The sequence below is a fragment of the Thalassotalea coralli genome, from assembly GCF_055786205.1.
In genome coordinates this window covers 470,816-497,377 of record NZ_JBVVBK010000002.1, presented here as the reverse complement: position 1 = coordinate 497,377, position 26,562 = coordinate 470,816, and the positions used below count along the sequence as shown (strand labels likewise).

Annotated in this window: 21 protein-coding genes and 1 riboswitch; of the genes, 13 read left to right on the top strand and 8 right to left on the bottom strand. The window is 39.3% G+C overall.

Features of this window, described 5'->3' with window-relative positions:
- Positions 1–39 precede the first annotated feature (39 nt).
- Positions 40–618, bottom strand: coding sequence for an ElyC/SanA/YdcF family protein (locus ACOB80_RS07575; protein ID WP_473165202.1), 579 nt, complete (start codon positions 616–618; stop codon positions 40–42).
- Positions 619–1,014: 396 nt separating this feature from the next.
- A riboswitch (Lysine riboswitch) is annotated at positions 1,015–1,201 on the top strand.
- A gap of 145 nt (positions 1,202–1,346) precedes the next feature.
- Between ACOB80_RS07575 and lysC the strand changes: the two genes are divergently transcribed.
- Positions 1,347–2,705, top strand: coding sequence for a lysine-sensitive aspartokinase 3 (gene lysC / locus ACOB80_RS07570; protein ID WP_473165346.1), 1,359 nt, complete (start codon positions 1,347–1,349; stop codon positions 2,703–2,705).
- A 131-nt stretch (positions 2,706–2,836) separates the two neighbouring features.
- Here lysC and queC read toward each other — a convergent pair whose 3' ends face one another.
- Complete coding sequence (gene queC / locus ACOB80_RS07565; RefSeq protein WP_473165201.1) at positions 2,837–3,514, bottom strand: 7-cyano-7-deazaguanine synthase QueC; 678 nt, start codon at positions 3,512–3,514, stop codon at positions 2,837–2,839.
- An 87-nt stretch (positions 3,515–3,601) separates the two neighbouring features.
- Between queC and queE the strand changes: the two genes are divergently transcribed.
- Positions 3,602–4,276 carry a 7-carboxy-7-deazaguanine synthase QueE gene (queE, locus tag ACOB80_RS07560; RefSeq protein WP_473165200.1) on the top strand — a complete coding sequence of 225 codons (675 nt, stop codon included), beginning with the start codon at positions 3,602–3,604 and terminating at the stop codon, positions 4,274–4,276.
- Positions 4,277–4,315: 39 nt separating this feature from the next.
- On the opposite strand, the gene pdsS is transcribed toward queE, so the two are convergent.
- Both pdsS and pdsR read right to left on the bottom strand, forming a co-directional pair.
- On the bottom strand, positions 4,316–6,472 hold the full coding sequence (gene pdsS, locus ACOB80_RS07555) for a proteobacterial dedicated sortase system histidine kinase (RefSeq protein ID WP_473165199.1): 2,157 nt from the start codon (positions 6,470–6,472) through the stop codon (positions 4,316–4,318).
- Positions 6,473–6,475: 3 nt separating this feature from the next.
- On the bottom strand, positions 6,476–7,180 hold the full coding sequence (gene pdsR, locus ACOB80_RS07550; protein ID WP_473165345.1) for a proteobacterial dedicated sortase system response regulator: 705 nt from the start codon (positions 7,178–7,180) through the stop codon (positions 6,476–6,478).
- Between the two features lie 205 nt (positions 7,181–7,385).
- On the opposite strand from pdsR, the gene pdsO reads away from it, so the two are divergent.
- The 3 genes from pdsO to ACOB80_RS07535 all read left to right on the top strand — a co-directional run bounded on the left by pdsO (position 7,386) and on the right by ACOB80_RS07535 (position 9,968).
- A complete protein-coding gene (gene pdsO / locus ACOB80_RS07545) occupies positions 7,386–8,162 on the top strand; it encodes a sortase-associated OmpA-like protein PdsO (RefSeq protein WP_473165198.1) in 777 nt (258 codons plus the stop codon).
- 197 nt (positions 8,163–8,359) lie between these two features.
- The gene (locus ACOB80_RS07540) at positions 8,360–9,232 is read left to right on the top strand and encodes an MBL fold metallo-hydrolase (RefSeq protein ID WP_473165197.1); all 873 of its coding nucleotides are present in this window, start codon (positions 8,360–8,362) and stop codon (positions 9,230–9,232) included.
- A gap of 43 nt (positions 9,233–9,275) precedes the next feature.
- The gene (locus ACOB80_RS07535) at positions 9,276–9,968 is read left to right on the top strand and encodes a hypothetical protein (RefSeq protein WP_473165196.1); all 693 of its coding nucleotides are present in this window, start codon (positions 9,276–9,278) and stop codon (positions 9,966–9,968) included.
- Here ACOB80_RS07535 and dinG read toward each other — a convergent pair.
- Positions 9,965–12,058, bottom strand: coding sequence for an ATP-dependent DNA helicase DinG (dinG, locus tag ACOB80_RS07530; RefSeq protein WP_473165195.1), 2,094 nt, complete (start codon positions 12,056–12,058; stop codon positions 9,965–9,967). The two genes, ACOB80_RS07535 and dinG, sit on opposite strands and share 4 nt — an antisense overlap.
- Before the next feature lie 89 nt (positions 12,059–12,147).
- Between dinG and ACOB80_RS07525 the strand changes: the two genes are divergently transcribed.
- Entirely contained in the window at positions 12,148–14,604 is a 2,457-nt protein-coding gene (locus tag ACOB80_RS07525; RefSeq protein ID WP_473165194.1) for a DNA polymerase II, read from the top strand.
- Here ACOB80_RS07525 and ACOB80_RS07520 read toward each other — a convergent pair.
- Positions 14,545–15,756 carry a BCCT family transporter gene (locus tag ACOB80_RS07520; RefSeq protein ID WP_473165193.1) on the bottom strand — a complete coding sequence of 404 codons (1,212 nt, stop codon included), beginning with the start codon at positions 15,754–15,756 and terminating at the stop codon, positions 14,545–14,547. The two genes, ACOB80_RS07525 and ACOB80_RS07520, sit on opposite strands and share 60 nt — an antisense overlap.
- Positions 15,757–15,805: 49 nt before the next feature.
- Positions 15,806–16,399, bottom strand: coding sequence for a transcriptional regulator BetI (gene betI / locus ACOB80_RS07515; RefSeq protein WP_473165192.1), 594 nt, complete (start codon positions 16,397–16,399; stop codon positions 15,806–15,808).
- Between the two features lie 287 nt (positions 16,400–16,686).
- On the opposite strand from betI, the gene ACOB80_RS07510 reads away from it, so the two are divergent.
- From ACOB80_RS07510 to ACOB80_RS07500, 3 genes are read left to right on the top strand one after another with little or no spacing between them, the layout of a single operon-like run.
- On the top strand, positions 16,687–18,978 hold the full coding sequence (locus tag ACOB80_RS07510) for a TonB-dependent receptor domain-containing protein (protein ID WP_473165191.1): 2,292 nt from the start codon (positions 16,687–16,689) through the stop codon (positions 18,976–18,978).
- 52 nt (positions 18,979–19,030) lie between these two features.
- A complete protein-coding gene (locus ACOB80_RS07505; RefSeq protein ID WP_473165190.1) occupies positions 19,031–20,152 on the top strand; it encodes an alkaline phosphatase family protein in 1,122 nt (373 codons plus the stop codon).
- Positions 20,149–21,216, top strand: coding sequence for an alkaline phosphatase D family protein (locus tag ACOB80_RS07500; RefSeq protein WP_473165189.1), 1,068 nt, complete (start codon positions 20,149–20,151; stop codon positions 21,214–21,216). Before ACOB80_RS07505 ends, ACOB80_RS07500 begins: the two co-directional genes overlap by 4 nt.
- A gap of 112 nt (positions 21,217–21,328) precedes the next feature.
- Here ACOB80_RS07500 and ACOB80_RS07495 read toward each other — a convergent pair whose 3' ends face one another.
- Complete coding sequence (locus tag ACOB80_RS07495; RefSeq protein ID WP_473165188.1) at positions 21,329–21,670, bottom strand: hypothetical protein; 342 nt, start codon at positions 21,668–21,670, stop codon at positions 21,329–21,331.
- A 217-nt stretch (positions 21,671–21,887) separates the two neighbouring features.
- Here ACOB80_RS07495 and ACOB80_RS07490 point away from each other — a divergent pair, with 217 nt between their 5' ends.
- The 4 genes from ACOB80_RS07490 (at position 21,888) to ACOB80_RS07475 (ending at position 26,509) form a co-directional block, all read left to right on the top strand.
- Positions 21,888–23,072 (top strand): cystathionine beta-lyase, encoded by a 1,185-nt coding sequence (locus ACOB80_RS07490; protein ID WP_473165187.1) that lies wholly within the window; start codon positions 21,888–21,890, stop codon positions 23,070–23,072.
- A gap of 481 nt (positions 23,073–23,553) precedes the next feature.
- On the top strand, positions 23,554–24,093 hold the full coding sequence (locus ACOB80_RS07485) for a hypothetical protein (protein WP_473165186.1): 540 nt from the start codon (positions 23,554–23,556) through the stop codon (positions 24,091–24,093).
- Positions 24,094–24,170: 77 nt separating this feature from the next.
- On the top strand, positions 24,171–26,093 hold the full coding sequence (locus ACOB80_RS07480; RefSeq protein ID WP_473165185.1) for an ankyrin repeat domain-containing protein: 1,923 nt from the start codon (positions 24,171–24,173) through the stop codon (positions 26,091–26,093).
- Between the two features lie 8 nt (positions 26,094–26,101).
- Complete coding sequence (locus ACOB80_RS07475) at positions 26,102–26,509, top strand: energy transducer TonB (RefSeq protein ID WP_473165184.1); 408 nt, start codon at positions 26,102–26,104, stop codon at positions 26,507–26,509.
- Positions 26,510–26,562: the final 53 nt, after the last annotated feature.

Here is a 26,562-nt window from a genome sequence, read left to right as displayed (position 1 = left end):
ATTGTGGAACTAGCTACCCTAGGATGACTCCACATTAAGCTAAGTAATGCTTTTTAACCATTGAACGATGCGCCCAAGCGTTTCGTACCAAGCGTTGGTGGTTTGCTTTAAACCGGTTGGAGAGGGCAGGTAATATGCCCACCTTTTTGTTTCGCTAGTGTCTTTAACCCATGGGCTAGCAGGAGCTGGAACTACTTCAACGCCTTGCATGTTAAAATACTGAACACTTCTCGGCATGTGGTCAGCATTGGTGACTAAAACAACCTTAGTGCCTTTAACGCGAGGTGCAATTAGTTCAGACTCTTCTTCTGTATCTTTAGGAAAATTTTCTACCAAAATTTTACTTTCTGCTACACCTAAGCTAACCAAGGCTTGTTTAACTGTCACCGCGTTTGACACACGATCGCCAAGTGCTGCGCCAGAGGTAATAATGGTTGCTTCTGGGTGCATTCGAAAGATTCTTAATCCTTCCACCATGCGTTGCATTGAGCAGGATTTTAACCGAGACGTTGCTGGCCAAGCAGCATCGGTTTCATGGCCACAGCCTAATATGACAATGTAGTCTACTTTGCCTTTCTGTTTGGAAAAAGCAACGTAGTTATTTTCAATTGGCGCCATTAACTTATCGCTTAACCAAGGTGTACTAAATAGGCTTAGACACAATGTACCAACGAGCAAACATTTAAAACTAAATTTAGGTGACTTGTTAAATGTAAAAAGAGCGGCAAATAAACAAAGAATTGAAAGCGAAAAAGGCATCAGGATAAAACCGATGATTTTTTTTAGTAAAAATAAATCCATGTAGATAAATCGTAACGAGTCAAATTAGGCACAATGTTAGCAAGAAACTTATTAAAAAGAACGAACTGTATAAAAACTTTCAACAATCTACGTGGTTTGAGCTTTTTAGGAAAATGGCATAAATAATTACAAAAGTGTCTTGAAATGCTTAATGAAATCACGTTTAATACGCCTACTTGCCAATTAGAACAATTACTCAGTTTTAATGTGGTTCGTACCAGAAGAGGTGCGATAGCCAGGTAGGTAGCTGGAGGATCTTGAATTCCGATGAAGGCTATTGAGGGGGACTATCGCCGAGGACACTAAAGTTTCAAGACTTTGGTGTTCGGTTGCTAGGGTTGAATCCCTGGGACTGTCACCCCTGTTTACTCAGCAGGAAAGGTGGAGGGCTTCTGGCTGAAACGAAAATTGGTCCTATCCGTATTCTAGTGTCAGTCATGCTCTTCCTTAAGTATTTTAGTTGTTTAGTCGACTTTTAGGGAGACCTTAGTTATGTTAAATCTCGTGGCTTTATCGTTACCACAATGCCGTGGTTGGAGGTCGTGATGTCATCTCTTTCATTAACCGTTGCCAAGTTTGGCGGTACCAGTGTTGCTGATCACGAAGCTATGCTTCGTTGCGCAAATATTATCAAAAATGACCCAAGTAATAGGTTAGTTGCGGTTTCTGCAAGTGCAGGCGTTACCAATGCGCTAGTCGAACTAGCTTCCGCCAACGTATCTTCTGAGCGACAGGCTGAAATCATTAGCTTAATTCGCAACATTCAATATAAGATTACGTCAAAATTATCGTGTGAGCAGTCGCTGAACCAAGAAATTGATAGTTTGCTTGATGAGCTCGCTACCTACGGCCAAGCACAATCTTTAAACCATACGACAAGATTGGCAGATACTATATTGTCGTTCGGTGAACAGATGAGTTCTCGCATATTTGCTAAAGTTCTCAATTCCATTGGTGTCGACGCGAGTTATTTTGATGTAAGAGAAGTTATGCGTACCAACGATTTGTTTGGTAAAGCAGTAGTAGACGTTGTTCAACTTAAGCAATTAGCACAGACAAAACTTGCGCCAAAGTTGGAAAGCCAAGTTATCGTCACCCAAGGGTTTATTGGGAAAAGTGAACAAGGGGATACAACAACATTAGGTCGTGGCGGCTCTGATTATAGTGCTGCGCTTATTGCTGAAGCACTTAACGCCGATAAACTAGCCATTTGGACTGATGTCGTTGGTATTTTTACCACAGATCCTCGTATAACTGATCAAGCACGTTCTATCGAAGAAATAAGTTTCGGCGAGGCAGCAGAAATGGCAACCTTTGGCGCTAAAATACTGCATCCTGCGACTTTGATCCCTGCGATGCGTCAAAATATCCCAGTATTTGTTGGTTCGAGTAAAGAGCCAGAAAAGGGCGGTACGAGCATTCAACAAACTGTAGATTCAAAACCAACGTATCGTTCAATTGCGTTACGAAGAGAGCAAACGCTAGTTACTGTGAAAAGCCCTGCAATGCTTCACGCAAGCGGCTTTTTGGCTAAAGTCTTCGCTGTGCTTGCTAAGCATGAATTGAGTGTTGACCTGATTACGACCAGTGAAATTAGTGTCGCCATGACTTTTGACAATCCTACAGGTTCAACTCAAGCATTGCTCAACTCTACCGTTGTGCAGGAGCTAGAACAGCTCTGTGAAGTCTCCGTAGAGCATGGCTTGTCGTTAGTTGCTGTTGTTGGCAATAAAATCCATGAAACCAATGGGGTCGGAACGAGTATTTTCGACGCTTTACAAGGCATTAATGTGCGAATGATTTGCCATGGAGCAAGCGAGCACAATTTATGCTTCTTGGTAGATGAAAAACAAGCGAATGACGCGGTAGAAAAACTGCATCAAAGTTTGTTTGATAAAGTGTAGGCAAAGCCTACACTTTTCTCATGTTAATTTAGCGTGTGGTTAAGATATAGCAGCTTTGTCAGATACTCTACTACAGGCTAATTCGAAAATTATGCCGACTATTTTGTGATTAACACTGAGCTAGCGTCTGCTTAAGCTTGAACCTCATATTCAAGCGGGTCAGAGACATTGTTTTTTTCAAATGCTTCTAGTCGCTCTTGGCATGCACCACATTTACCACAGGCTTTTTCTCTACCGTTATAACAGGTCCAAGTTTGGCTATAATCTAGACCCATGCTAAGGCCATCTGTAAGAATATCTATTTTAGTTTGTTGTAGGTAAGGACTAAAAATATCGACCGCTTCATAGTTAGCAATTTGACAAACATCATTCATTTTTTCAACAAATTCTGGTCTGCAATCAGGGTATATTGCGTGATCACCAGAATGTGCACCGTAATAAACCTGAGAAGCTTGAACAGAAACCGCGTAGCCTACCGCTAGTGATAACAAGATCATATTACGATTTGGTACAACCGTTGATTTCATTGATTCTTCTTCGTAATGACCTTCTGGGATATCAATGTCATCAGTCAGTGAAGAACCTGCTAATAGTTGATTTATCGCAGAAATATCGACAATTTTGTGAGGAACACCTAAAGATTGACAAACATCACGTGCGCAATCTAATTCTTTTACGTGGCGCTGGCCATAATCAAAAGACAGGGCAAATACTTCTTTGCCATCTTTTAGCGCGCGATTAAGTACGGTGAATGAATCCATACCACCTGAATAAATCACTACCACTTTATTACTCATATTTGTTCTCACTGAGGTATAATAAAAAACTTGTGCATTTTACTTGAAATTAATAGGCCTTTAAACGCCTTTCTTGTGGCAAAAGAGCCAATATTCGATATGAGCAAACGTTACAAAATCAATGAATTATTTGAAACTATCCAAGGCGAGGGGAGTTTTACTGGTCAACCATCAATATTTTTAAGGTTACAAGGCTGCCCAGTAGCTTGTTCTTGGTGCGACACAAAACACACTTGGGAGATCAGACTTGAAGATGAAATATCATCAGCAAACATGGTAGCTAAAGCTAATGAATCAGATCATTGGGCCAGCCTCAGTGCAGAAGATATTCTCAGAGTTTTTTCAGAGCAAGGATTTAAAGCTAAGCATATAGTTATCACAGGCGGTGAGCCTTGCATGGAAGATTTAACCGATTTGTGTCAAATTTTTCAAGATTCTGGTTACTCATGTCAGATTGAAACTTCTGGTACATTTGAAGTTAAAACCACGCCTGAGTGCTGGGTCACGGTTTCGCCGAAAGTGAATATGAAAGGTGGCTATAAGATTCTATCGCAAGCAATGCTTCGCGCGAACGAAATCAAACATCCGGTGGCAACTGAAGCCCATGTTGATGATTTAAAAGCATTACTTGCGGAGCACAAAGTTGAGCATACGCCGGTTTATTTACAACCTATCAGTCAAAAACAACGAGCAACAGAACTTGCTATTAGCACTTGTATTGAGAATAACTGGCGCTTATCCATTCAAGTGCACAAATATATAGGCATTGAATAAACAGCAAATATGTAAGGGAAGTCAGGCAACCCTTTCTATTTACTTAGTTTTCGGTAATAACAAGCTAATAGTTACACCGTCAGGTTTTTGGTGATTTATCGCAGATATTTTTCCTTGATGAAATTCTGCGATTAGCCTTGCAATATACAAGCCTAAGCCTAAATGTGGTCGCTTGTCATCGAGATCTTGCTGAGTACCCCTTAGCGATACCATCGAATCAAATATACGCTCTCTCATTTCTTCTGGAAGAAATGGACCGTTATTACTGATGGTCAGAGCATAGCTTTGTCCGCTCATTTTTAAAGATAAAGTAATGATATCATCCAACGAAAACTCAACGGCATTGGCAATAATTTTATCTAGAAGTTGAACAAAGTGTTCAGGTGAACCTGATATATTTGCATTGTCTAATGTAATGTCTTTAGTAAACGTTATTTGAGGGTATACTTGCTGATAACCACTGACACAACCGTTGACTAATTCAACGAGATTAAACTGATGCTTTTCTGTGTCTCTTAACATTTGTTCTAAACGCGTTGCTTCACTCATATTGGTCAATATCAGATTTAAACGTCTAATCCCTGATTTTGCACGTTGAATAATTGGGTCGCTTTGCTCTGGCAAGTTATGCAAAGACAAACTTTCTAAAGACGTTCTCACAACAGCAATGGGGGTCCTAAGTTCGTGTGACAGTCGCGAAGACATTTGCTCTAGGTAATGATTGTATTCACTTAAACGAGCAACGGCTGTTGCAAAACTTCTTGATAGATCGCCAATTTCGTCATTAGTTTTAGATGCATCCATTAAATGATTAATTCGGCCTTGTTCATCAATTGCTAGGTCTGCCTGATTTCTTAACGATCTAATACGACTAGAAATACGAGTGGCAAAGAAGAAAAATGCCAAAATACCAAATAACATTATGGCTAAGATACTGGTGAATAATTTCTCTAGTGCTTGGTTGCGTACCGTTCTTATACCATTATTAGTTTCTTCAACAATAACAGCACCTTGTACTTTATTGTTGATGTATATAGGGTATGCGGCTGTCAATATTACGGCCTTTTTATCTTCTGATAAGCGCCATTGTGATTGCGGGGTGCCGTTTAAAGCTGACTGGATATGCTCTCCCGTTAAATTTTGCGCATCGTAAAGTTTATCGACAAAATCTTTTGGCGGTGCGGTAAGTAAGCGATCAAATAAGGGTTTTAACCAAGATTTTAAGGATTGATGCCAATCAGAATCTTGATTGGCGATACGATTGTTTTGCCATAAACCGTCGGCTTGCTGAAGGTCACCTGCTTTAGCTAAAACCCGTCGGTGTTGGTCTACTACCCAAATACTGGAATTGGTATAGCTCATACCTTTAACAATTCTTTCTATCTCTGGCGAAGGAACCAAGATCGTGCCTAAGGTATCTACCGAGCGCGTGTCGGCACTGGCTATCGTCGCTAACGTGTCGCCAAAAGGTTGATCAACATCGTGCACAGCAAAGGCCAATTTATCACTGAATTTGGACAAAGGAATTCTAAATTCAACGTTATAGCCTTGATTCGTTGGTAGCCAATGCCCTTGAATATAATTGGCTACTTGTGGTCTGCCGCTAGGGTGATTGATTTGAAACGCATCTAGCCAGCCTCTTTGTCTGTTACTGATGGCTAAGCGCACAAAGTCATTGTTGGGTGTAGTAAATGCTAAGGTGATAAAGTCGTTTTTATCAATGCTTAATGCTTGCTTTCCACGAAATATTAAATGGTCGTCTATAACGCTCAGGAAAAAATAAACATATTTATCGTACTTGCCCACTGCTGCGGTAAACTGAACGGTGACATCTTCGCGTTTTAGTGGAACTTCTGTGGCTAACAGGTTATTAAAACCATAGTAATGGGCTTTTACTGTGAAATCTGGCCAGTCGGTAAATTTACCATCTAAGTTAATGGGTTGCGTTAACTGATAGCCGTATAAATCTTTTCCCTTTTCAACACTGGGTAAAAAGCTTGCTTGGTTATTAAAAAGGTTAGGCCGCTCATGCAAAGCAGTAGCTAATGCGCGAGCGGTACCGATAATAGTTTTTTCTTGGCCAAAGCGTAGGTACTTTTCCATTTCCCATACGTATTGATAGCCAAACCAAGGGATGGTAATGAGAAAGGTCGAAAGGAGAAGAAGTTTACTTCTGAGGCCAAATCTTAATTTCACAAGCTATTGCTCGCTCACTGTGTGCAGATTCCAGCGATAGCCCATGCCGTATACGGTTTCGATACAGTCAAATGCCAAGTCTATTTTATTAAACTTTTTACGAATACGTTTAATGTGCGAAGTAATCGTACTGTCATCAACATAAATTTTCGAATCTTGCATCAGTTGTTGACGGTTTTTAACGTGGCCAGGGTTTTTAGCAAGCGCGTGAATCATCCAAAATTCTGTAATGGTTAAATCAACTGTTTGTTTCTTCCACGCTATTGTCATGCGCTGACTATCAATGGTTAAATCGCCTTGTTGCAAAATATGATCAGCGGGAGTTGGTTTGTTTATAGCGTCTTGGCGTCGAAAAAGTGCTGCTATTCGAGCACTTAAATGAGCGAGGCTGATATCTTTTGTTAGATAATCATCTGCGCCTATGCGCAAGCCACTTACCGTATCAACGTCATTGTCTCGTGCGGTTAAAAAGATGATGGGCAAAGTATCAGATTGTCCTCTAAGCCATTGGCATAGAGTAAAGCCACCATCATATTCTTGCTCTAAACCAATATCTAAAATGACTAAATGCGGTAACTTTAAAGAAAAAGCCTGAGTCGCCGACTCGCGGTTTGCATAGGTTTGCACTTGGTACCCTTGGGCGCGCAATAAATCTGCATAGTTTTCTCTAATAGCTGCTTCGTCTTCCACAATGGCTACGTGCTTCAAGGTCATAACGTCTCTTTATTTTAACTAACCGCGTTGATACAGCGGCACTATAAACAAAAATTGAGCGAAAAGCGCGTAATTTTAGCAATTGCCATATTGTTGCCACATTTGCTCACCACATTGCCTTTTTTGCTACCAAATATCGCCCTAATTACTTGTTTTAATAAGAACAACTCAAACAGACACACACTTTTAGGATTTGCTGATGACAACTTTAACTCTAAACAAAAAACTACTTGCTTGTACTTTATCTTTAGCGCTTTGCTCTGCACCTGCTTTAGCAGGGCAGTCAGCGGAAGAAGAGCTACAGCAATTACAGTCGGAAAAACAAGATAACGAAGCGATTGGCTTAGGTACAGGAGCTGTTATAGGCGCTATCGTTGCTGGGCCTGTAGGTGCTGTCGTGACAGGCGTAGCGGGTATCATTATGGCATCTAGATATAATGCTGAACAAGAAAGTGAAATTCTAGCAAGAGCTCGAACAGAGGAAAAGAACGAATTTGAAATTGCGTTAAACAACTACCAACAAAAGCTTTTTGAAGCTGAGCAGGCATATCAGCAAGAATTATTGGCTATTCAGCAAAACAATCATGAGTCTGCACAGCTACAAGCAGAAAATCTTATGATGAGTTTACAGTTTCCAACGGGGTCAAGTGACATTAAACCACATTACAATCAACAAATTGAATCTTTGGCTAAATTACTACAGGCAACACCAAGCCTTAACGTAGACTTGTCTGGCTACACTGATTTACAAGGGAGTGAATCTACTAATCAGGCACTTTCAATTGCTCGCGTAAATTCCGTTAAACAAGCCTTGATCAATTTAGGTATTCAACCGGAGCGTATTCACTTGTATGCATTTGGCGAAAATGCACCGGTAGTGGCAAATAATGAAAACCAAGTGAGTTTCTACGACCGCAGAGTAGTTATCAAACTTCAGCAAGACCCAGCTACCAACCAACATACAGCTAAAAATTAGGAGGTGACTGACCAAAAAAACAGTGTTTTGACCGCGTGTTAACTCCCATCAATTAACACCAAACGTCAGCACTAATATTTAAACATTTTAAATTCTACTTTGATTATTGAAAGTAAAAAAACCAGTTAACGCTGGTTTTTTTTATTGGTTAAACATAAGCTTAAAATCTTATCCTCCTGTCAGCTATGAGGCACACAATGGTTAAGTGTTTAATTTTTCCACTCTTATTGTTAACTATCACCAATAGTTATGGGCACGGTATTCATTCAAGCAAGGAAAGAACAGATACTAATGGACCAGTCGTTAATACTCTTGTATCAAACGATGGTAATCAGGTGATGTACTTAGGCAATGAGGCTTTGCTGATAAAAAGTAGTGGTAAGGCAATTTTGTTTGATCCTTTCTTTCACCACGATTTTGGAATTTATCAAAAAGTTCCGCAAGATATTAAAAGCAAAATTGTTAACGCGAGTGCACCATTTGAAAGCATAGATGCAGTATTTATAAGCCATGCCCATCGAGATCATTTTGCTGCAGATGAAATGGTGAGCTACCTTACTCGTTTTCCTGAGATTGATTTGTTTGCTTCGAATCAAGCGATTGAACAAGTAAAAAGAGAAGCTAAGAAGGTAGGTAGTTCAATTGACAATAAGCGCCTACACGCAATCAATTTACCTTTTGGCAGTGAAGCTTGGCTAAAACAAGTCGATGAGCTAACTATTTCTGCCGTTCGTATTCCACATGCCGGATGGCCTGGACGAGCTGACGTTGAAAATCTGGTGTTCTCGGTCACTTTCAAAAATGCTACTACAGTGATGCATATGGGTGATGCAGATATTAATATCGGCCATTATCGACCCTATAAACAACATTGGCAGGAAATTTCGATAGATACTAACTTTCCCCCGTATTGGTTTTTAACTTCAGCAGAAGGTCGAGATATCTTAGCAACGATGATTTCGGCTAAACAGAATGTGGGTATTCATGTACCTATGGATGTTCCTCGAGCGCTTAAGAACCAAAACCAGCCATACTTTCATCAACCGGGTAAAGTTTTACTAATAAAATAACGACTATACTTGTTAATACTCTTTAACGATTAGTTGACTTGCGATGAAACGGATTTTTCACATTTTATTTTGCGGTGCTTTGGCATTTTCGCTAATACCGCTTTCTTTTGCTGCTACTTATCAACTTAGTGTTATTGAAGGCTTGCCTGTTATTCAATGGTACAAAAAGCTCGTTCATTCTGCGTACGTTGATTTAGGCAACAAAGTTATTTTCGTTGCATTGCCTTCGGGAAGAGCAGTGATTGAGGCGCAAAAGCAACAATTTGATGGTTTAACGATTAGAGCGTCAGATATCGAAGGCTCGCTATCTAACTATATTCGAGTACCTGTTTTACTTGCGAGTGGAGAACTGTCTCTCTATTGTCAAAGCAATGTGCCATGTAATGCAGAGCAGCTTGATGATGCGAACAATGTGATTGGATTAATTGCCGGTGTTAACATGGCCGCTGAAATGATGAGCAGTAGAAAAGCCAGTCAATATCAAGTGTCAGATGCTACGAATTTAGGCAAAATGTTTGACAAAGAAAGGCTGACTTTTATCTTGTCATTTGATGGTGACGATTTTGGTAGTTCAATTGCCTTATCGAAACCAGAATATCAACGCGTTGTGCTAAAACGCTTTGATGCCTACCACTATATCCATGAAAGGCATAAAGATAAGCTAGATGCGTTAACCAATAGTCTTAGACAAGTACGTGACAACGCCGGCGATATTCCGGAGATGTATCGTCACTAGATTACTTTATATGGTGGTAGAGAATTCAATAAATCCTTACCGTAGCGTTTAGTTTTTAAGCGCTTGTCCATAATAGTGATTGTGCCTTTATCTGCCTCATTTCTCAGTAAACGTCCTGTTGCTTGCACCAGCTTTTTCGATGCATCAGGAACACTTATTGACATAAAGGGGTTACCACCTTTAGCGGTAACATATTCCGCTTGCGCTTCTTCAACAGGACTAGTTGGTACTGAAAACGGTAACTTAGTAATGATTAGGTTTGTTAGGTATTTACCGGGTAAATCTAGTCCTTCAGAAAAACTTTGGGTACCAAAAATAACACTCGGCTTTTCTTGATCGCACAGCTGTTTGTGTTTTTCAATTATATGCTGGCGAGACTGTTCACCTTGCACTTGTATCGTTAGTGCTTTTTGTTTTTCTCTGATTGCTTTGGCAACGGTTTCCATCTGCCAGTAGGACGAAAATAACACTAAAGTGGCATCAGATTGCTTTATTTTCGCTGGTAATTCGGAAATAAGTTCATCGGTGAATCGATTGTCGCTCGGCTCATATTGACAGTTTTCGATTGATAATGTGGCGTTGTTGTAATAGTCAAATGGCGAGCTTACCTCTTGATATTGCGTACCATCGTTAGTTTGTAATCCTACTTGGCGGCGAAAATGATCAAAAGATTTTAGCGCCATAATCGTGGCTGAACACAAGACAGCACCTTCGCAATTCGCCCATAAGTTGTCTTCTAAGAAAAAACCTACTTCTATAGGGGAAGCGCTGAATAAATAATCTTGTTTTTTGCCAGACAGTAACTCTATCCAACGTGCTAACGGTGCTGCTTTTTCACTATCTGTTTTTGCGTACATCACCCATAAGGCGTTAAAGTTTTCTAACTTTTGCGTTAAAAAGCCAAATTCTGCTAATAATGGCTCTGCTAAGTAATTTGCAACTTCACCGTCTTTTACGGCTTCCATTAACAGCATATAAAGTTTATTCGTATGGTTGATACATTTCTTGCTAAGTTCCGCCATGTCTTCAGCTTGTTGTTTGATATTTTTCGGGATCAAACCATGCTCAAAGCGATGAATAGGTGCATCGTCATTATGCTTATCTGCATTGGCGAAATAGTGACTTTTGTTGTTATCAACAAAGGTGACAAGTTTTGTTAATTCCGTGATTAAATCAGTGCAATCGTCAGCGAGCTTTATTGAAGGAGATATCGCCGATTGAGTTTTGACTAATTTTGCCATGCGATCGCCAATGTCTTTTACTTTTTCAAGCCATTCTAGAGCACCTTTAATACTCACTGCTGCACTGGAATGATCGCGGGTTACTTTTGGTAAATGATGTGCTTCATCAATCACGTAAAAGGTATCAGCTGGCTCAGGTAAAATTTTACCGCCGCCCATGTCTAAATCTGAAAGTAACAAACTATGATTGACTACCAGCACATCTGCTTTGTCCATGGTGTCACGCGCTTTGTGAAAAGGGCAGTGTGTATGCTCTGCCATGCTACGCGAACAAGTGTGTCTATCGGATTGAATAAGCTGCCACATGTGCTGAGGAATAGGATCTGCCCATGAGTCTCTGTCGCCTTGCCATCGACCATCCTTTAGTGCTTCTGAAAGCTGTTTTAATAGCTTTATTTCCCACATTGATGGCTTTTCTGCGAAAGTGAATCCCGCCTGCGGGTTGTCTTGCGCTGATACTGCAGCACTCAGCTTTTGGCGACAAACATAACGCTGTCGTCCTTTTACTAAGGTAAAGTCGAAATCGATGCCTGCATGCGTTTTTAAAAAAGGTAAATCTTTATCCACTAGCTGTTCTTGCAGAGCGACTGTTGCGGTTGAAATAATGACTTTTTTATTGCGAGCAAGTGCCAAAGGAATAGCGCCAAGGGAATAGGCCAGCGACTTACCAGTACCTGTTCCAGCTTCAATGGTAATGATTTTTCGGTCTTTACTGTATTCACCGGCAAGCGTTTTCGCTATTTCTGCGATGAGAAACGTTTGTTGCTTACGAGGGTTAAAGTTTTCAAGGTTTTCACCAATGGCACGATAAGCGGTACGTACAGCTTGTTTTATTTTGTCTGAAAGCATAAGGCGTAAGCGAGCAGTTTCTTCTGATTCGTTTTTCTTTTACAATGCTGTATATATTAACAGCTTTAACACGGGTTTGAGAACCTCAGGTGACAAATACTTTACCTACATCTGAAGAATATATCGATGGCTTTGTGCTAACTCGCCAAGCATTTGATACCAAACAAGGTATTCAAGTGGTGCTATGGGTTAAGACAACTTCGGATGCAAAAAAGCTTATTATTGACAATCAGCAAGCCTTATTCTTTGTCTTACAAGCAGATAAAGATAGAGCTTTGTCATTTTTAGCAGGCGAAAACATTGCTGTTGCAAAATTTGCAAACTTGCCTTTGACTACTTTTAAGCACCAACAGGTTACTGCTATTTATTTTGATCAGCTGCGTGACTTTTATCAGGCACGAGAATGCTTAAAAGAGCATAAAATTACGCTCTATGAAGACGATATCAGGCCGGATGACCGTTATTTAATGGAGCGCTTCATCACAGCTAGCGGTCGATTTGCCATTAAAGACGCCACACATTCTGACTTTGTTAAAGTCGCTAAATCAAAAGCGATCACAGATCATCATTTGCTAACAGAAGTAGAGCTTTCAACCGTGTCACTAGACATTGAATGTTCTCCCAAAGGAGAGTTGTATTCTATAGGTCTTCAAAATTTAGCTAAAGAAGGCGACGATTTTGAGCGTGTTTTTATGGTGGGGGATGCACCCGTTTCTTCCTCTAAAAAGCTATCTAGCGATGACGTAGAAAAGGTAAGCAATAAGCTTGTTTGGTGTGAAAACGAACGCCACTTATTAGTGGATTTTCTCGAATGGTTAACCGCTTATGATCCAGACATTATTATTGGCTGGAATGTTGTTCAGTTTGATTTGAACTTATTACAGAAACGCTGTGATCTATATAATATTCCATTCACATTAGGACGCCAGAACAGCATCCCTCGCTGGCGTAAAAATGCTAGTAGTGAACAACGATTTATCGATATTCCCGGTAGAGTGGTATTAGATGGCATTGATGTCCTTAAAACAGCGACTTACAACTTTGCCAGCTTCTCTTTAGAAAACGTTTCAAATGAATTACTCGGCATGAGTAAAAAAGTCGAAGATGTCGATAATCGCTTGCAAGAAATTATAGATAACTTTCATCATGACAAATTAGCGTTAGCTGAATACAACTTACAAGATTGCCGCTTAGTGAGTTTGATTTTTGAAAAAGCACAACTACTGTCTTTTGCTATGTTAAGAGCGCAGCTAACAGGCCTTTCCTTAGATAGAATAGGTGGCTCAGTAGCGGCATTTACTAACCTATATTTACCTAAATTACATCGTGGTGGCTTTGTTGCGCCAAACCTGGGTGATGGCATGAAAGGGCTGGTATCGCCTGGTGGCTATGTCATGGACTCTATCCCTGGGTTATATAAGAATGTGTTAGTACTTGATTTTAAGAGTCTGTATCCCAGTATTATCCGCACGTTTAATATTGATCCTATGGGTATGGTGAAAGGACTCGAAAACCCTGAACAGTCTATTGAAGGCTTTGACGGCGCATATTTCTCACGAAGTGACAACTTTTTACCCGATATTATTCAAGATTTGTGGCAAGAACGTGACGTTGCTAAAAAAGAAAAAAATGCTGCGTTATCTCAAGCCATTAAAATCATTATGAACTCATTTTATGGAGTGTTAGGCTCAACGGGTTGCCGATTCTTTGATCCACGTTTATCAGGTTCGATTACTAAACGTGGTCATGAGCTGCTAAAAACCACCAAACAGTGGATAGAAGATAAAGGCTGGCAAGTTATATACGGTGATACCGATTCTATTTTCGTGCATTTAGGTGAAGAGGCTAACGGAGAAAAGCATACGCCAAATAGGTGTAGAGAAATAGGTAATGAGTTAGCGGATTTTATTAATAACAGTTGGCGAAATAATTTGTTAGAGCGCTTTAACATTGAAAGCGCCTTAGAAATGGAATTTGAAACGCACTTTAGTCAGTTTTTTATGCCTACGATACGTGGCTTAGATGTTGGCACAAAAAAGCGATACGCGGGTTTAGTGGTCTCAGGTGATCAGGAAAAAATAGTGTTTAAAGGCCTTGAGACCGTAAGAACCGACTGGACCGAACTTGCCAAAGGCTTTCAACAAGAATTGTATCGCCGAGTATTTAATAATGAACCCGTGGAAGATTTTGTGCTTGAAACGGTGGAACGCACTCGAAGTGGTGATATGGATGGTCAGCTTATTTACCGAAAGCGTATTCGCCGCAAGCTTGAACATTACGTTAAAAATGTACCACCACATATAAAAGCCGCGCGCTTAGCTGACGAACAAAACCAAGCTAATGGTAAACGTTTAAAGTTTCAAAATCGCGGCTGGATAGAGTATGTGTTAACGACCGCAGGTCCTCAAGCGATTGGTTATCAAAACGCCCCCCTTGATTATCAACTTTATATCGATAGACAGCTAAAGTCAGTTGCAGACGCTATTTTACCTTTTGTTGGTACCAGCTTTGACCAAATTACCGATCAGCAAATGACGCTGTTTTAATTCCTGTGCGCCTGTTTTTAGAGTAATGTAACAAATTAATGCTATGACCAGTATCGCGGTATATTGCACTAGCAAAAGTTGATGTTGGAATAACCATGTCAGCAATAATAAGAGTAGGGTGTTTACAGTGATAAAGCGTGATTGACCTAAGTTGTTCTTATCTAATTTAAACGTTGCACTGTATTGCGCCACCATAAAATCTAAAGAATTAACAACAAATGCGACACCAAGAACTAGAAAAGCTAGTTTAATTTCATCGGTTAACAACAACGCCTTAATGTGAACACCATAGAGTATTGAGAACCAAATTAAACAAGGGAGCATTGGCACTATTGTCATTATCCCAAGCAGTTTCAATGGCGTTAATTGCTTTACAAAACGTGCAACAAATTGACCTAGCATAATTGACCAGGTCAGCCACCATGCTAAATAAAACTCATGATAGTCATTAAAAGGGAGTACAAATTTCGGTAGGTGGTTTAGATAATCTGAAGCTAACAATAGATTTTTCGTAAGTTCATTTGCTGTGAAATCCACCATAGATAATAAATAAGCTGCTAAGCCAAAAAACGCTACCATGCTAAGTTGACTAAGCCTTGTCATTAAACGAACCGACTCACTCACTTTAAGTGCGAAAATAATCAAACAAGCCAAAAGAACAAAGGTTATCGTTGATGAAAGTGTTGTCGAAGATGTTGCCGGTAAATAGCTGGGCAACAATTGTAGAAACAGTGATAGCGTAAATGCACAGGTCGTTAGCACAATAATGCCGTTCACCCATTTTATTATGGGCTTTTCAAACCACCGATATTTTGGCTCTAACGTTAAAAAATAAAGTGCGGAAACATAGTACATCGCCCAAGCGGTAAAGCCCCAAAAACCAAGCTCTATAGCCAGAGGGTTGGTAAAGCCATAAGTGGCAATATCGGCTTGATATTGTTCAAACTCGAGCAAAGGTAACAGGATAAAACCACTATCTAAACCAGAGGTAAATAGAATAGCAAATAGGGCAGTAGATGAGCTTGGTGTGTCACCAGAAAAATGCTGATTATTAAATTTAACGTTTAGCCAAATGCCAATTGACAAAATTAGGCACAGGCCAAAGCCAATGGTGACTTGCAAAGGAGAACCTGACAGTGTGATTTTTGTCAAAGCACCTTAATAGGCAAGTATTTCAATTTGATGACACTATTAAATTTCATCAGTTTGAGTGAGCTAAAAGTAATTGTTCAGCAACTTGATGGCAGTATTGAGCGGCTTGGGTAAATTGCGCTTCATTTTGCTGAGAAAGAGCACAACGTAGCCATTGTCCATCTATTTGTGCGGCTAAAATATTGGCGCAGTGTTTTACTTGATCTTGAGGCACAATTTGCTTGAAGGCAAAGCGTAAATTACTGGCAAGTCGTGCGTTATTAACTTGTTGTAACTGTTTTAATTCTTCTACGTGCATTGATTGCACCCAAAAACTTAGCCATGCAATCGCCGCTTTATTGGAGCGTTGAGCGGTACTAAAGTTGGCGTTAATGATATAAGTTAACCTTTCACGCCCTGTCGGCGAATTGTTATTAAATTGAGCAAGGTAGTCTACTCGTAACTGCTCTAATAAATAGATAGTTGCCCCCTTTAGCAAGCCACCTTTTCCGCCAAAGTAATGGCTGATTATGCCGGTTGAAACGCCTGCCAACTTGCTAATGGTTTGAATTGTTGTGCCATGTAATCCGTTTTCTTCAATAGAGGAGAGGGTTGCTTGAATAAGTTGTTGTTTTCTTATTTTTTCCATTCCTACTTTAGGCATTCTTTAATACTCACTACACAATAAAAAGCGCTTAAGCTGCGCAAAACTAATATTAAAAATTAACTTTTGATTACAACGAGAAAAATGTAGCAATCCCGTCACAATTATTCGTTTAATTAGAGCAACATATTTTACACGTGTATATGTTAGTGGTGCACTTTTGGAAAACAAGTTAAATTTTTATTAATTGAACGTTCAATAAAAAATAAAATAACTGTAACAATTACCTTTTATTCTGCTCACCGTTTTCAACTTATAACCAAAATAAAACACTAGGTGAGTAATTTATGTCATTAATAACACGTAAAATGTCATTGGTCGCATTAGCGGTTTCAAGCACGCTTGCTGGCGCAGCATGGGCTGATGAAGCACCAGAGTCAGATAGAAAAATTGAAGAAGTATCCGTCGTTGCAAAGAAATTGTCTTACGCAAACAGTACTGTAGATACAACAATGATCGAACAACAAGCGCCTATCTCTAGCGTACTATCAGTTATCGATAATTTACCTGGCATTAGCATTAACGAAGGTGATGCATTCGGTGGTGACGATTGGTCAACATCAATTACTATGCGCGGCTTTGCAATTGATGGTAACCAGCAGCAATTAGGTATGACAGTTGATGGTTTGCCAAACGGTGGCTCAAACTATGGTGGCGGTGCCAAGGCTAACCGTTACCTAGAAACTGAAAACCTGTTAACGGTTGAAGTAGCGCAAGGAACGTCAGATATTTCTTCTGCGTCTTTAGATGCATTAGGCGGCACCTTTAACTTCATTAGTAAAGATCCTGAACAAGAAGAAAGTGTTACTATCGCTTACACCACAGGCTCTCACGACGCTCAGCGTTATTTCGCGCGTTATGAAATGGGTGAAATCTTAGCGAATACTTATGCTTACATTAGCTATTCAGATACTTCTAACAGCCGTTGGTCGGGTGAAGGTTCTAATGGTGGCATGAATAAACAGCATGCTGAATTTAAATTTGTCTCAACACAAGGTGCTTTTACTTATACTGGCCGTCTTTCTTATGATGATGTAGCGGAAGATAACTATAACAGTGTCAGTATCGACGAGTTTAATGCAACTCCTGATTGGGATCAGTTAACCTGGAATTGGACAGGTATTCCTCATTTTGATCAAATGTTTGCAGAAGGTTGGTCAACGCTTCGTGAAAATACCTTGGCATATTTACGTGTTGCTTATGATGCTTCCGATGTCACATCGTTTGAAGTTACTCCTTATTATCACAAAAACAAAGGTCGCGGCGATTGGATCCCTCCATATATCGCGGTAGGTTTAGATAAAGATGGTAACCCAACGGCGCAAGGTGGTACGTTTACACCTTCACTTTCATATGGTTTTACAGACCAAGATGGCAACCCATTAACACCAGCAGAAGGTTGTGAAGCCAATTATACTTGGCCGTGGAACTCAGGCCCAGGTTTACACCCAGCATGTTACCCGCGCGATGCAATTCCTGTAATGTCTTATCGTCATACTCACTATGCGAAAGAGCGTCTAGGATTTACGGCAAAAGCGCAAACAACGTTTGGTAATCACGACTTGCTTGCAGGTATTTGGTATGAAACGTCTGAGCGTAATGAACACCGTGACTGGCACAAAGTGATTGACGCGCGCGTTTATCATCACTTTGATAAAACGCCTTACTGGGTGCAATATAAGAATACCTTCGATCAAGATACGTTAAAGTGGTACTTACAAGACACCATTTCTCTAGACGTATTTACCCTTAACTTAGGGGTTCAACAATTCCTAGTTGATATCGAGAAAACATCTCACTTTGACCGCAGTAAAGACGCTGATGTTAACAGTGACTCTGATGTGTTGTTTAGCGCTGGTGGTTTATATCAAATGACGGAAACCGTTGAAGTGTTTGCTGGTTATAGTGAAAACTTTGCCGCAATTAAAGACGGTGTTCTTGAGCGTGATTCTTCTACATTGACAGAAATTGAGCCAGAAACTGCTGAAAACATTGATTTTGGTATTCGTTACTTTGGTAACGACTTAAACCTTACTGCAACCTTATATATGATTGAATTCGATAATCGTATTTCGTTTATCGCACCTGGCAGTGACACGGATGGTATCGATTATGGTATTGGTACAAACGGTAGCTACATTAACGTTGGCGGTATCGAATCAGAAGGTATTGAATTAAGTGCTAATTACAAGGTGAATGACAATTGGTCTGTTTATGCATCATTTACCAGCAATGATTCAGAATACTTAGGTGACGCACCTGGGTTTGAAAAAGGTCAGAAAGTTATCGATTCAGTTGATGATATGTGGGTGCTTTCTGCTAACTATTACGATGGCGACATGCGTTTTGGTGCATCAACAAAGTACACAGGTGAGCGCGGCGAAGCTGACGATTACCTAGTAACAGATGTTAACCTTGGCTACACCTATCCAATAGGTAGCAATAATTCGTTAGATATTGCACTTGTTGTTAATAATCTATTTGACGAAGATTACCTTGCGACAGGCACAGGTAATGGCACCAGCTTCTTTATTGGTGCACCTAGAACGACAACGTTAACCGTTAGCGTTAACTTCTAATTAAAGAGAAGGGCGGCGGCGGATTGAATCATCTGCCGCCGTTATTTATTGAATGAAAGCACTAATAACCATTTTACTCATCAGCTTTGCAATAACCTGTGAAGCAACACAACGAAATTTAATCTTTGTCACTATAGACGGCCTGCGCTGGCAAGAGGTTTTTAACGGTAAGCAGCAAGACCTCATTGAAAATGTTGAGATAACTAAACACAGCAATGACTTAATTGAACGTTTGAAAGCTTCAAATCCGAATACAGCAAAACAGTTATTAATGCCATTCATGTGGCAAACCATTGCTAAAAACGGCGTATTGATAGGCGATCGAACCCAAGGATCGAATATGTCAGTTGCCAACCAATGGTATTTTTCCTATCCGGGCTACAGCGAGATTTTTACAGGTGTTGTTAACAATAATTTAAACTCAAATAAAAAAGTACTAAACCCTGAAATTAGTTTTTTAGAGTGGTTAAGCAAAGACAAAGGGTATAAAAATGTCGCCGCTTTTGGTAGCTGGGATGTCTTTCCTTATATTTTAAATACCGAGCGCAGCGGTTTATATGTAAACGCTGGGTTTTCGGCTGCTAACCTCAATTACCATAGCGAACAAGTTAACTTACTCAACACCTTGCAACAAGAAATCCCAAGCCCTTGGCACAATGTTAGATTAGATAGTTTTACTCATCGTTTTGCTATGGACTATCTAAAAACAAATAAACCTAGAGTGATCAGCATCTCTTACGGCGAAACCGATGATTTTGCCCATCAAGGCGATCATCATCAATATTTAAATGCGGCACATAGAACTGATGGCTTTATTGCCCAGTTATGGCAATGGGTACAAAGTACAGAAGGCTATAAAGACAATACTAACCTGCTCATTATTACCGATCATGGCAGAGGTAGTCACCTGAAAGACTGGCGTCATCATGCATCATCTGCAGCGGTTAACACCTATATGAAGAGCCTCTTAACAGAATTTCCGCGAGGAGTAGAAGGCTCAGAGCATATTTGGATGGCTGCAATTGGCCCTGATATTAAATCGTTAGGCGTTGCTAAAACCGATAGCGAGCTTTATCAAAAGCAAATAAGTGCGACGGCATTGAAACTGCTTGGCGAAGATCCAGATGAATTTAATTTAAAAGCAGCCAAGCCCATTACAGGAATTATCAAATGAATAAAATTATCACCTCAGTTTTCATTATTTCGTGTTTATGTGTTGGGCTTAGCATCTCTTTTAAATCAGCTGCTGTAGATAAAATTTACTTTGGCTCTTGTGCCAAACAATATAAAGCTATGCCAATTTTTGATGCCATTGTTAAAGACAACCCCGACGTATTTGTTTTTCTAGGGGATAACATATACGGGGATACAGAAAACATGCAAACCTTGGCTGATAAATACCAAGTTCTTGGTAATCACCCAGGTTTTAAAAAGCTTAAAGCCACTTCTGAACTTATTGCAATATGGGATGATCACGATTATGGCGAAAATGATGCGGGAAAAGAATACCCAGAAAAAGAAGCATCACGGCAGATTATGCTAGATTTCTGGCAAGAGCCTAAATCGTCACCTCGATATACTCGCGATGGGATTTACACTAGCTATATGTATGGAAGTGACGATAAAAAGGTGCAGGTTATATTGCCTGATTTACGTTGGAATAGAGACAAAATTCACAGTGTGTCGAAAATGAGTTACGTAACAGATCGTGTCCCCAATAACATGGGACCTTATAAGGTTTCACCCACTAAAGGTGCGTCAATGCTTGGCGAAGAGCAGTGGCAATGGTTAGAAAAAGAATTGTTAAAGCCGGCCAAAATTAAAGTGATAGGTTCAAGCTTGCAACTGCTTCCTGAATTCACGGGTTGGGAATCTTGGGCTAATTTTCCTGAAGACAGAAAGCGATTATTATCATTTATTGAAGAGCATAAAGTTTCGGGTGTTATTTTTATCAGCGGTGACACCCATTGGGGAGAAGTGTCTTACGTAAATAGCAAGAACAACACTAACCATTATGGCTTATGGGAAGTCACCAGCTCTGGTTTAAGTGAAAAGTGGAAAGATGTTAGCCCGAACAAGCATAGGCTAGGCGCTTTTACAAATGAAGTGAATTATGGCTTTATTGAAATAGATTGGACACTTTCAGATCCCTTGATTGCGATAGGGTTAAAAGACGTGAAAGGCGAGATTGTTAACCAACATCAGTTTCGACTTTCATCCCTTCAGGCGAAATCTTAGAAAAACCGAGCGTATAACACAAAAAAGACCCGAGCTTGCTCGGGTCTTTTTTGTTTCCGGGACACTCATTTTAACTAAATTGGAATTTTAGGCTCTGTTTAAAATTGAATTTTTAGCCGATACCACGGATAAAGATAACTTTGCCGTCTTTTTCTATGACATCGACTTTGCCCGCTTCAATAAGCTTAGTTTCTACTAAAATAGAGTCTTTGCCTTCCACTGTTGGTTCACCTGTGACTTTATCGATAACAATTGCTGTACCAACAACTGCCGCAAAACTATGCCAAGGATTGTGATGATGATGACCAGGATTAACAACAACTACTTTCTTTTTTACTACGGGGGTACATACGCGACCTTTGCCTTGCACCCAACGACATGTTTGTGCGCTGTTAGCTGAAAAATTCACTGCTAATAATGCTGTCATAACTAAACCGGATAAAATTATTTTCATGGTGTCTACTTCCTTTACCTTGTTAAACTGAGGTTAACTGTAACCAAAACAATGTAACCAGTCTGTTATCGATATCACTAGCTTTGTTACCTTATAGCGATTCGAAAGGTCTGATTCTAAAATAGTTGTAAAAACTACGTGCCTTTGAAGACAATTGCGTTTATAAATACGTTTAGATGGCTAGAATGCTAAATGAAAAGTTAACTTCAGGATTAGAATGAAAAAAGATACCAAAATTGTAAATGCTGGCAGAGCATCAAAATGGACACGTGGTGTTGTAAATCCTCCGGTAGAGCGTGCTTCAACAGTCGTATTTGAATCAACAAAACAAATGAAACATGCTACTGCTAATCGCGGTAATCAAGTGTTGTTCTATGGGCGTCGCGGCACGTCGACTTCATTTGCTTTTCAAGACGCCATGACAGAACTGGAAGGTGGCGCTGGCTGTGCACTATATCCATCAGGTACAGCAGCAATAACCAACGCCATTTTAGCCTTTGTTAAAACTGGTGATCATATTTTAATGGTGGACACTGCTTACGAACCTACACGTGATTACTGCGACAAAGTACTTGCTCGTATAGGGGTTGAAACGACTTATTACGACCCACTAATCGGTAAAGGCATTGAAGCACTAATTAAACCTAATACGAAAGTGGTATTTTTAGAATCTCCAGGCTCAATCACCATGGAAGTTCAAGATGTACCTGGTATTGCAGAAGTGGCACACAAACACGACTGTATTGTCATGCTAGATAATACCTGGGGCGCGGGTGTTAATTTTGACCCGTTTAAACACGGTGTCGACATTTCTATTCAGGCAGCAACTAAATATATTGTTGGTCATTCAGATGTTATGTTGGGAACTGCTGTTGCCAACGAAAAGTATTGGCCTGATCTGCGTGAAAACAGTTACTTGATGGGGCAGTGCACCTCGCCAGATGATTTGTATTTAGCGATGCGTGGTATTAGAACGTTAGGTGTTAGACTTAAACAACATCAAGAGAACGCGTTAAAAGTAGCTAACTGGTTGAGTGAACGCGAAGAAGTTGACACCATTTTGCATCCTGCATTTTCTTCATGTCCGGGGCATGAATTCTTTGAGCGAGACTTTACTGGCTCAAACGGCTTGTTTTCCTTTGTTTTAAATCGCGGAGATCAAGCATCAGTTAATGCACTTTTAGATGGTATGCACCATTTTAAAATGGGTTATTCCTGGGGCGGGTTTGAAAGTTTAATCTTGGGTAACACTAATGTAGGTCGATTGCGCACCGCGACAGAGTGGAACCACGAGTTTCCGCTTATTCGAGTGCACATAGGATTAGAAGACCCTGACGACTTAATTGAAGATTTAGCTGCGGGTTTAGATAGGCTTAATCAAAGTTTAAGAAAAATAAAGTAACTCACATTTTTGAATATCTATAGTGCTGTAGGCTAAGTTTAGAGCGCTATAGATAGTGTGTTAATCTAAACTACTATCGAAATTTCATCTTGTTTCGGTAATTCTCCTACTGTTTTTATTACTAAAAACCTTTGAAAAATGTTTACGTATCCCATGTTAGTAAAAGTTATCTAGACACAATTAATCATGGTCAAAGGCTAAACTTTTCTATTAGTTTTAGTAGTTTATAATGATTTTTGTAAAATATTTGTATAATTTGTTATAAATTAGTTTGTAATTTGTTTTTTTTGTCCTATCTTTACTTTGCTTATACAGGGAGTTGAGTATTGTTAAATGGAATTAATCTCAAATATTTCTCAATATTTATTTTCCTCGCTTGTATCGAAAAAATAGGCGCTTAAAGGCAGTTGATTAAGTTCTTATTAAACGCACACCGACGTTAAAAAGTAGTTTATTTGTTTTGTTCGACGTTGGTTATTTAATGGAAATAATGTTAATTGGATTTGAAATGAAAAAAGCAATATTTTTGATATCGGTTATGTTTCTAGCTTTATTTACGAACCATACTTACGCTAAGTATCCTATTTATACATGTAAAAGCGTTGTATATAGTGAAAATGGAGTTCCTTACGCATCTGAATATTTTTGTGAAATTACAGACTGGAACCTTGATGAGGAAAGAGGACCTGATTACAGGGATAGTTATCTTCAATATGGGCCCGGAGAATATAGATTCGAAAGCGGTGTATATGTTGATGATGGACAAGAAAAATCAAAAGAAGAAGTGATGGCTGCATGTCTTGCAACAAGTAAAGCAGATAATGAGATTTGTATTCGTGTGGCTAGTTATTTTGGTGGGGCTATAACTGGTCAAGCAGGTGAACGTTATTGTAGTAAACAAAAAAAACCAAAGATAAAAGCACTTTGTTTTATTTTTTTGGCAGCAGGCATAGGTGAGTCTGTAAATTCAATTTGCAAAAACATGAAGAAATCACGCGATAAAGAGTGTTTTCAAATATAGCAAAGATAAGGATAAGCAGTTCTAATAAATAGTCGTTTAAATTCAGAGGCCTGCTTTTACAATCAATGAGTAGTGTTATGATAAGAAAATTAATTTCCATTCTTCTGTTTACTGGAATGTTAGTTGTTGGTTTTTTTTGGCTTGCAACAGATCATTCGACAAAGAGTTCTGATTCATCCCATAGTTCGACTGGCGATTTATCTGGACAAACATCAACCCTGGCCAGCGACTCTCAAAATCAAATTAACGAGTCTGACAATATTTGTTTTGATTTGATTGAAGATAAATCTAGATTAAAAGCATTGGCTAAATTAAAACGGGACAAAACTAATTCGTTTCATTCTTATCTTGATTTGCCAATGAATAGTTCAGCTAAATTAACAAGATATTTAGGCTCCAGTTATTCAACCTTAGTCGAGACAGATGACGCTTATACCAGTCAAGAAGCCGATTTATTAGATAGGCTTGGTCAAGATTTCCTTGCTGGAAAACTTAAGGTTTCAACCGAAGAGCTCCTTGCAATGAGAGAAGCCATAAGTAACAAAGAAATGCCTCACGATTTAAGAAAGCTTGCACTTGCAGCAATTGTTACCAAGAATTACACAGAACTTCAAGATCTTTTAGCGAGTGGTGCAATTTCACCGGATCAATTTGTATACGGTAACTCAATTTTAACAGCGATATTGAAATACAACAGTAAGCTTTCAGTAGATAGTGCTGAAAAATTGGTCATGTCGGGGGTGACAGCTGAACTTTATGACTTTGAACGAATGACAAAGTTAGGTGTTTCCCAAGATGTTATAGCCTATTTTTTTCAGTCTAATCAAGTAGACATTAGCAAGTCTTGGACAATTCCAGAAGGAGTTTCTTACACGTTAGCACTACAGGCTATTGAAAGCTTTAATTATTCATCATTTGATTACTGGTTATCTGTAGGCGTACCAGTGGATGTGTCTGCACAAAATCCGTTTAATTTTTTGAGAATACCAAGCACCAACAAAGAGTTGAAGGCTGCTACAAGTATTGTTAATCAATTGCTCTCGTCCGGATTTGAACAGGTTAGCCCTATGACTTACAAAAAACTTGAGCAATGGCTAAACAAAGAGTTATTAAAACAACTGGTTATAGACTCAAGTGATGAGTTATTGACAGCTAACGAAAAAGCAATGATTTCAAAATATAACGAGCTTGTTGAGCCTTTAGAACGACAAATAGAGGAACTTAAATCAAATATTTCTTTGTGTGAAAATAAGTCTGCTCTAATTGGAAAACAAAATGGAAAAAAGGATGATGGTTCACTAGAAAGTGCACAAGAATATAAAAAAATCTTCAAGAGTGTTAACAAAGAGTTAATCCATTCAGACTTTAACTTGAGCAGTGATGAAGCTACTATAAATGAAGACTTCCAAACTGCGTTTGATCTAGCTGCACCGTTGTTAGATTTGAACGAAATGATTTTGAGTCAAGATTGGGAAAGTGTTTCTTCGGCTACAGACGGTAATCATGAGCCATTTCAACAGAAAGAAGATTTAAACTACGCCTTGCTAAAGCTATTGGCTTACGGAGGTTCACAAAATCTTGTTGTTAGTTTGCTAGATAAAGGTGCTTCATTACCTAATAATGCTGCGTTGATTGTAGCTGCACGAGGCGATGTAGAGTTAATGAAGCTATTAAGTCAATATGATGTAGATCTTCACTATGTAGACGATGAGGGAAGAAATGCTATCAGTCTAAACCTTCAATACTACGCCAATACTGAGCTAATAAAATTTCTAATAGATAATGAGGTTTCTATAACTACTAAAGGTGATAGAAAAGACCCTTTAACCTACGCGTTAGAGCGCCTGTGGGACAAGCCAAGTTCAGTAAGCTATGTTGCATTGTTACTTGAGGTTGGTGCGCCTGTATTACCTACGCATCGAAGTCTGCTAAAACGATTGAGAGTAGAAAATTATCAAGTATATGAAGACATTGTTGTTGAATTTCCAGTTTTTAATTAGGTATTGAAATGAAACGTACGCTTTTATTCATATTCGTTTTATCTTCTTGTTTCAACATTAACGCAGAAACAAGTAAAATACCTTTCAGTGACTCTTATTATACGAGTGAAAAACTATGGAAAGAGACCAAGTTGGATGTTCCAAGGCGACCAAAATCTTTGTTAGGTATTGAAATTTCTGGCTGTGTCGTGATTGGGTTTACAATTAATTCTGAAGGCAAAGCAGAAGATATTAGGTTAATTAAGAGCTACGCAGTAAAAGAATTCGAGAAAAGAGCATTAGTTTCAATTAAAAATTGGCAATGGCAGCCTACATCTGACAATCCTGAGCGTAAAAAAGAAGAAACTACTAAACACTTTGCTTATGGAAACTTCTTTGAAATTAAAGAAAAGTGCTTTTCTAATAAAAACAGATAGGTTAGAGCCGTTTATGTTTTATATTTAAAGCACTATCGGAGTTTTTTGATAAA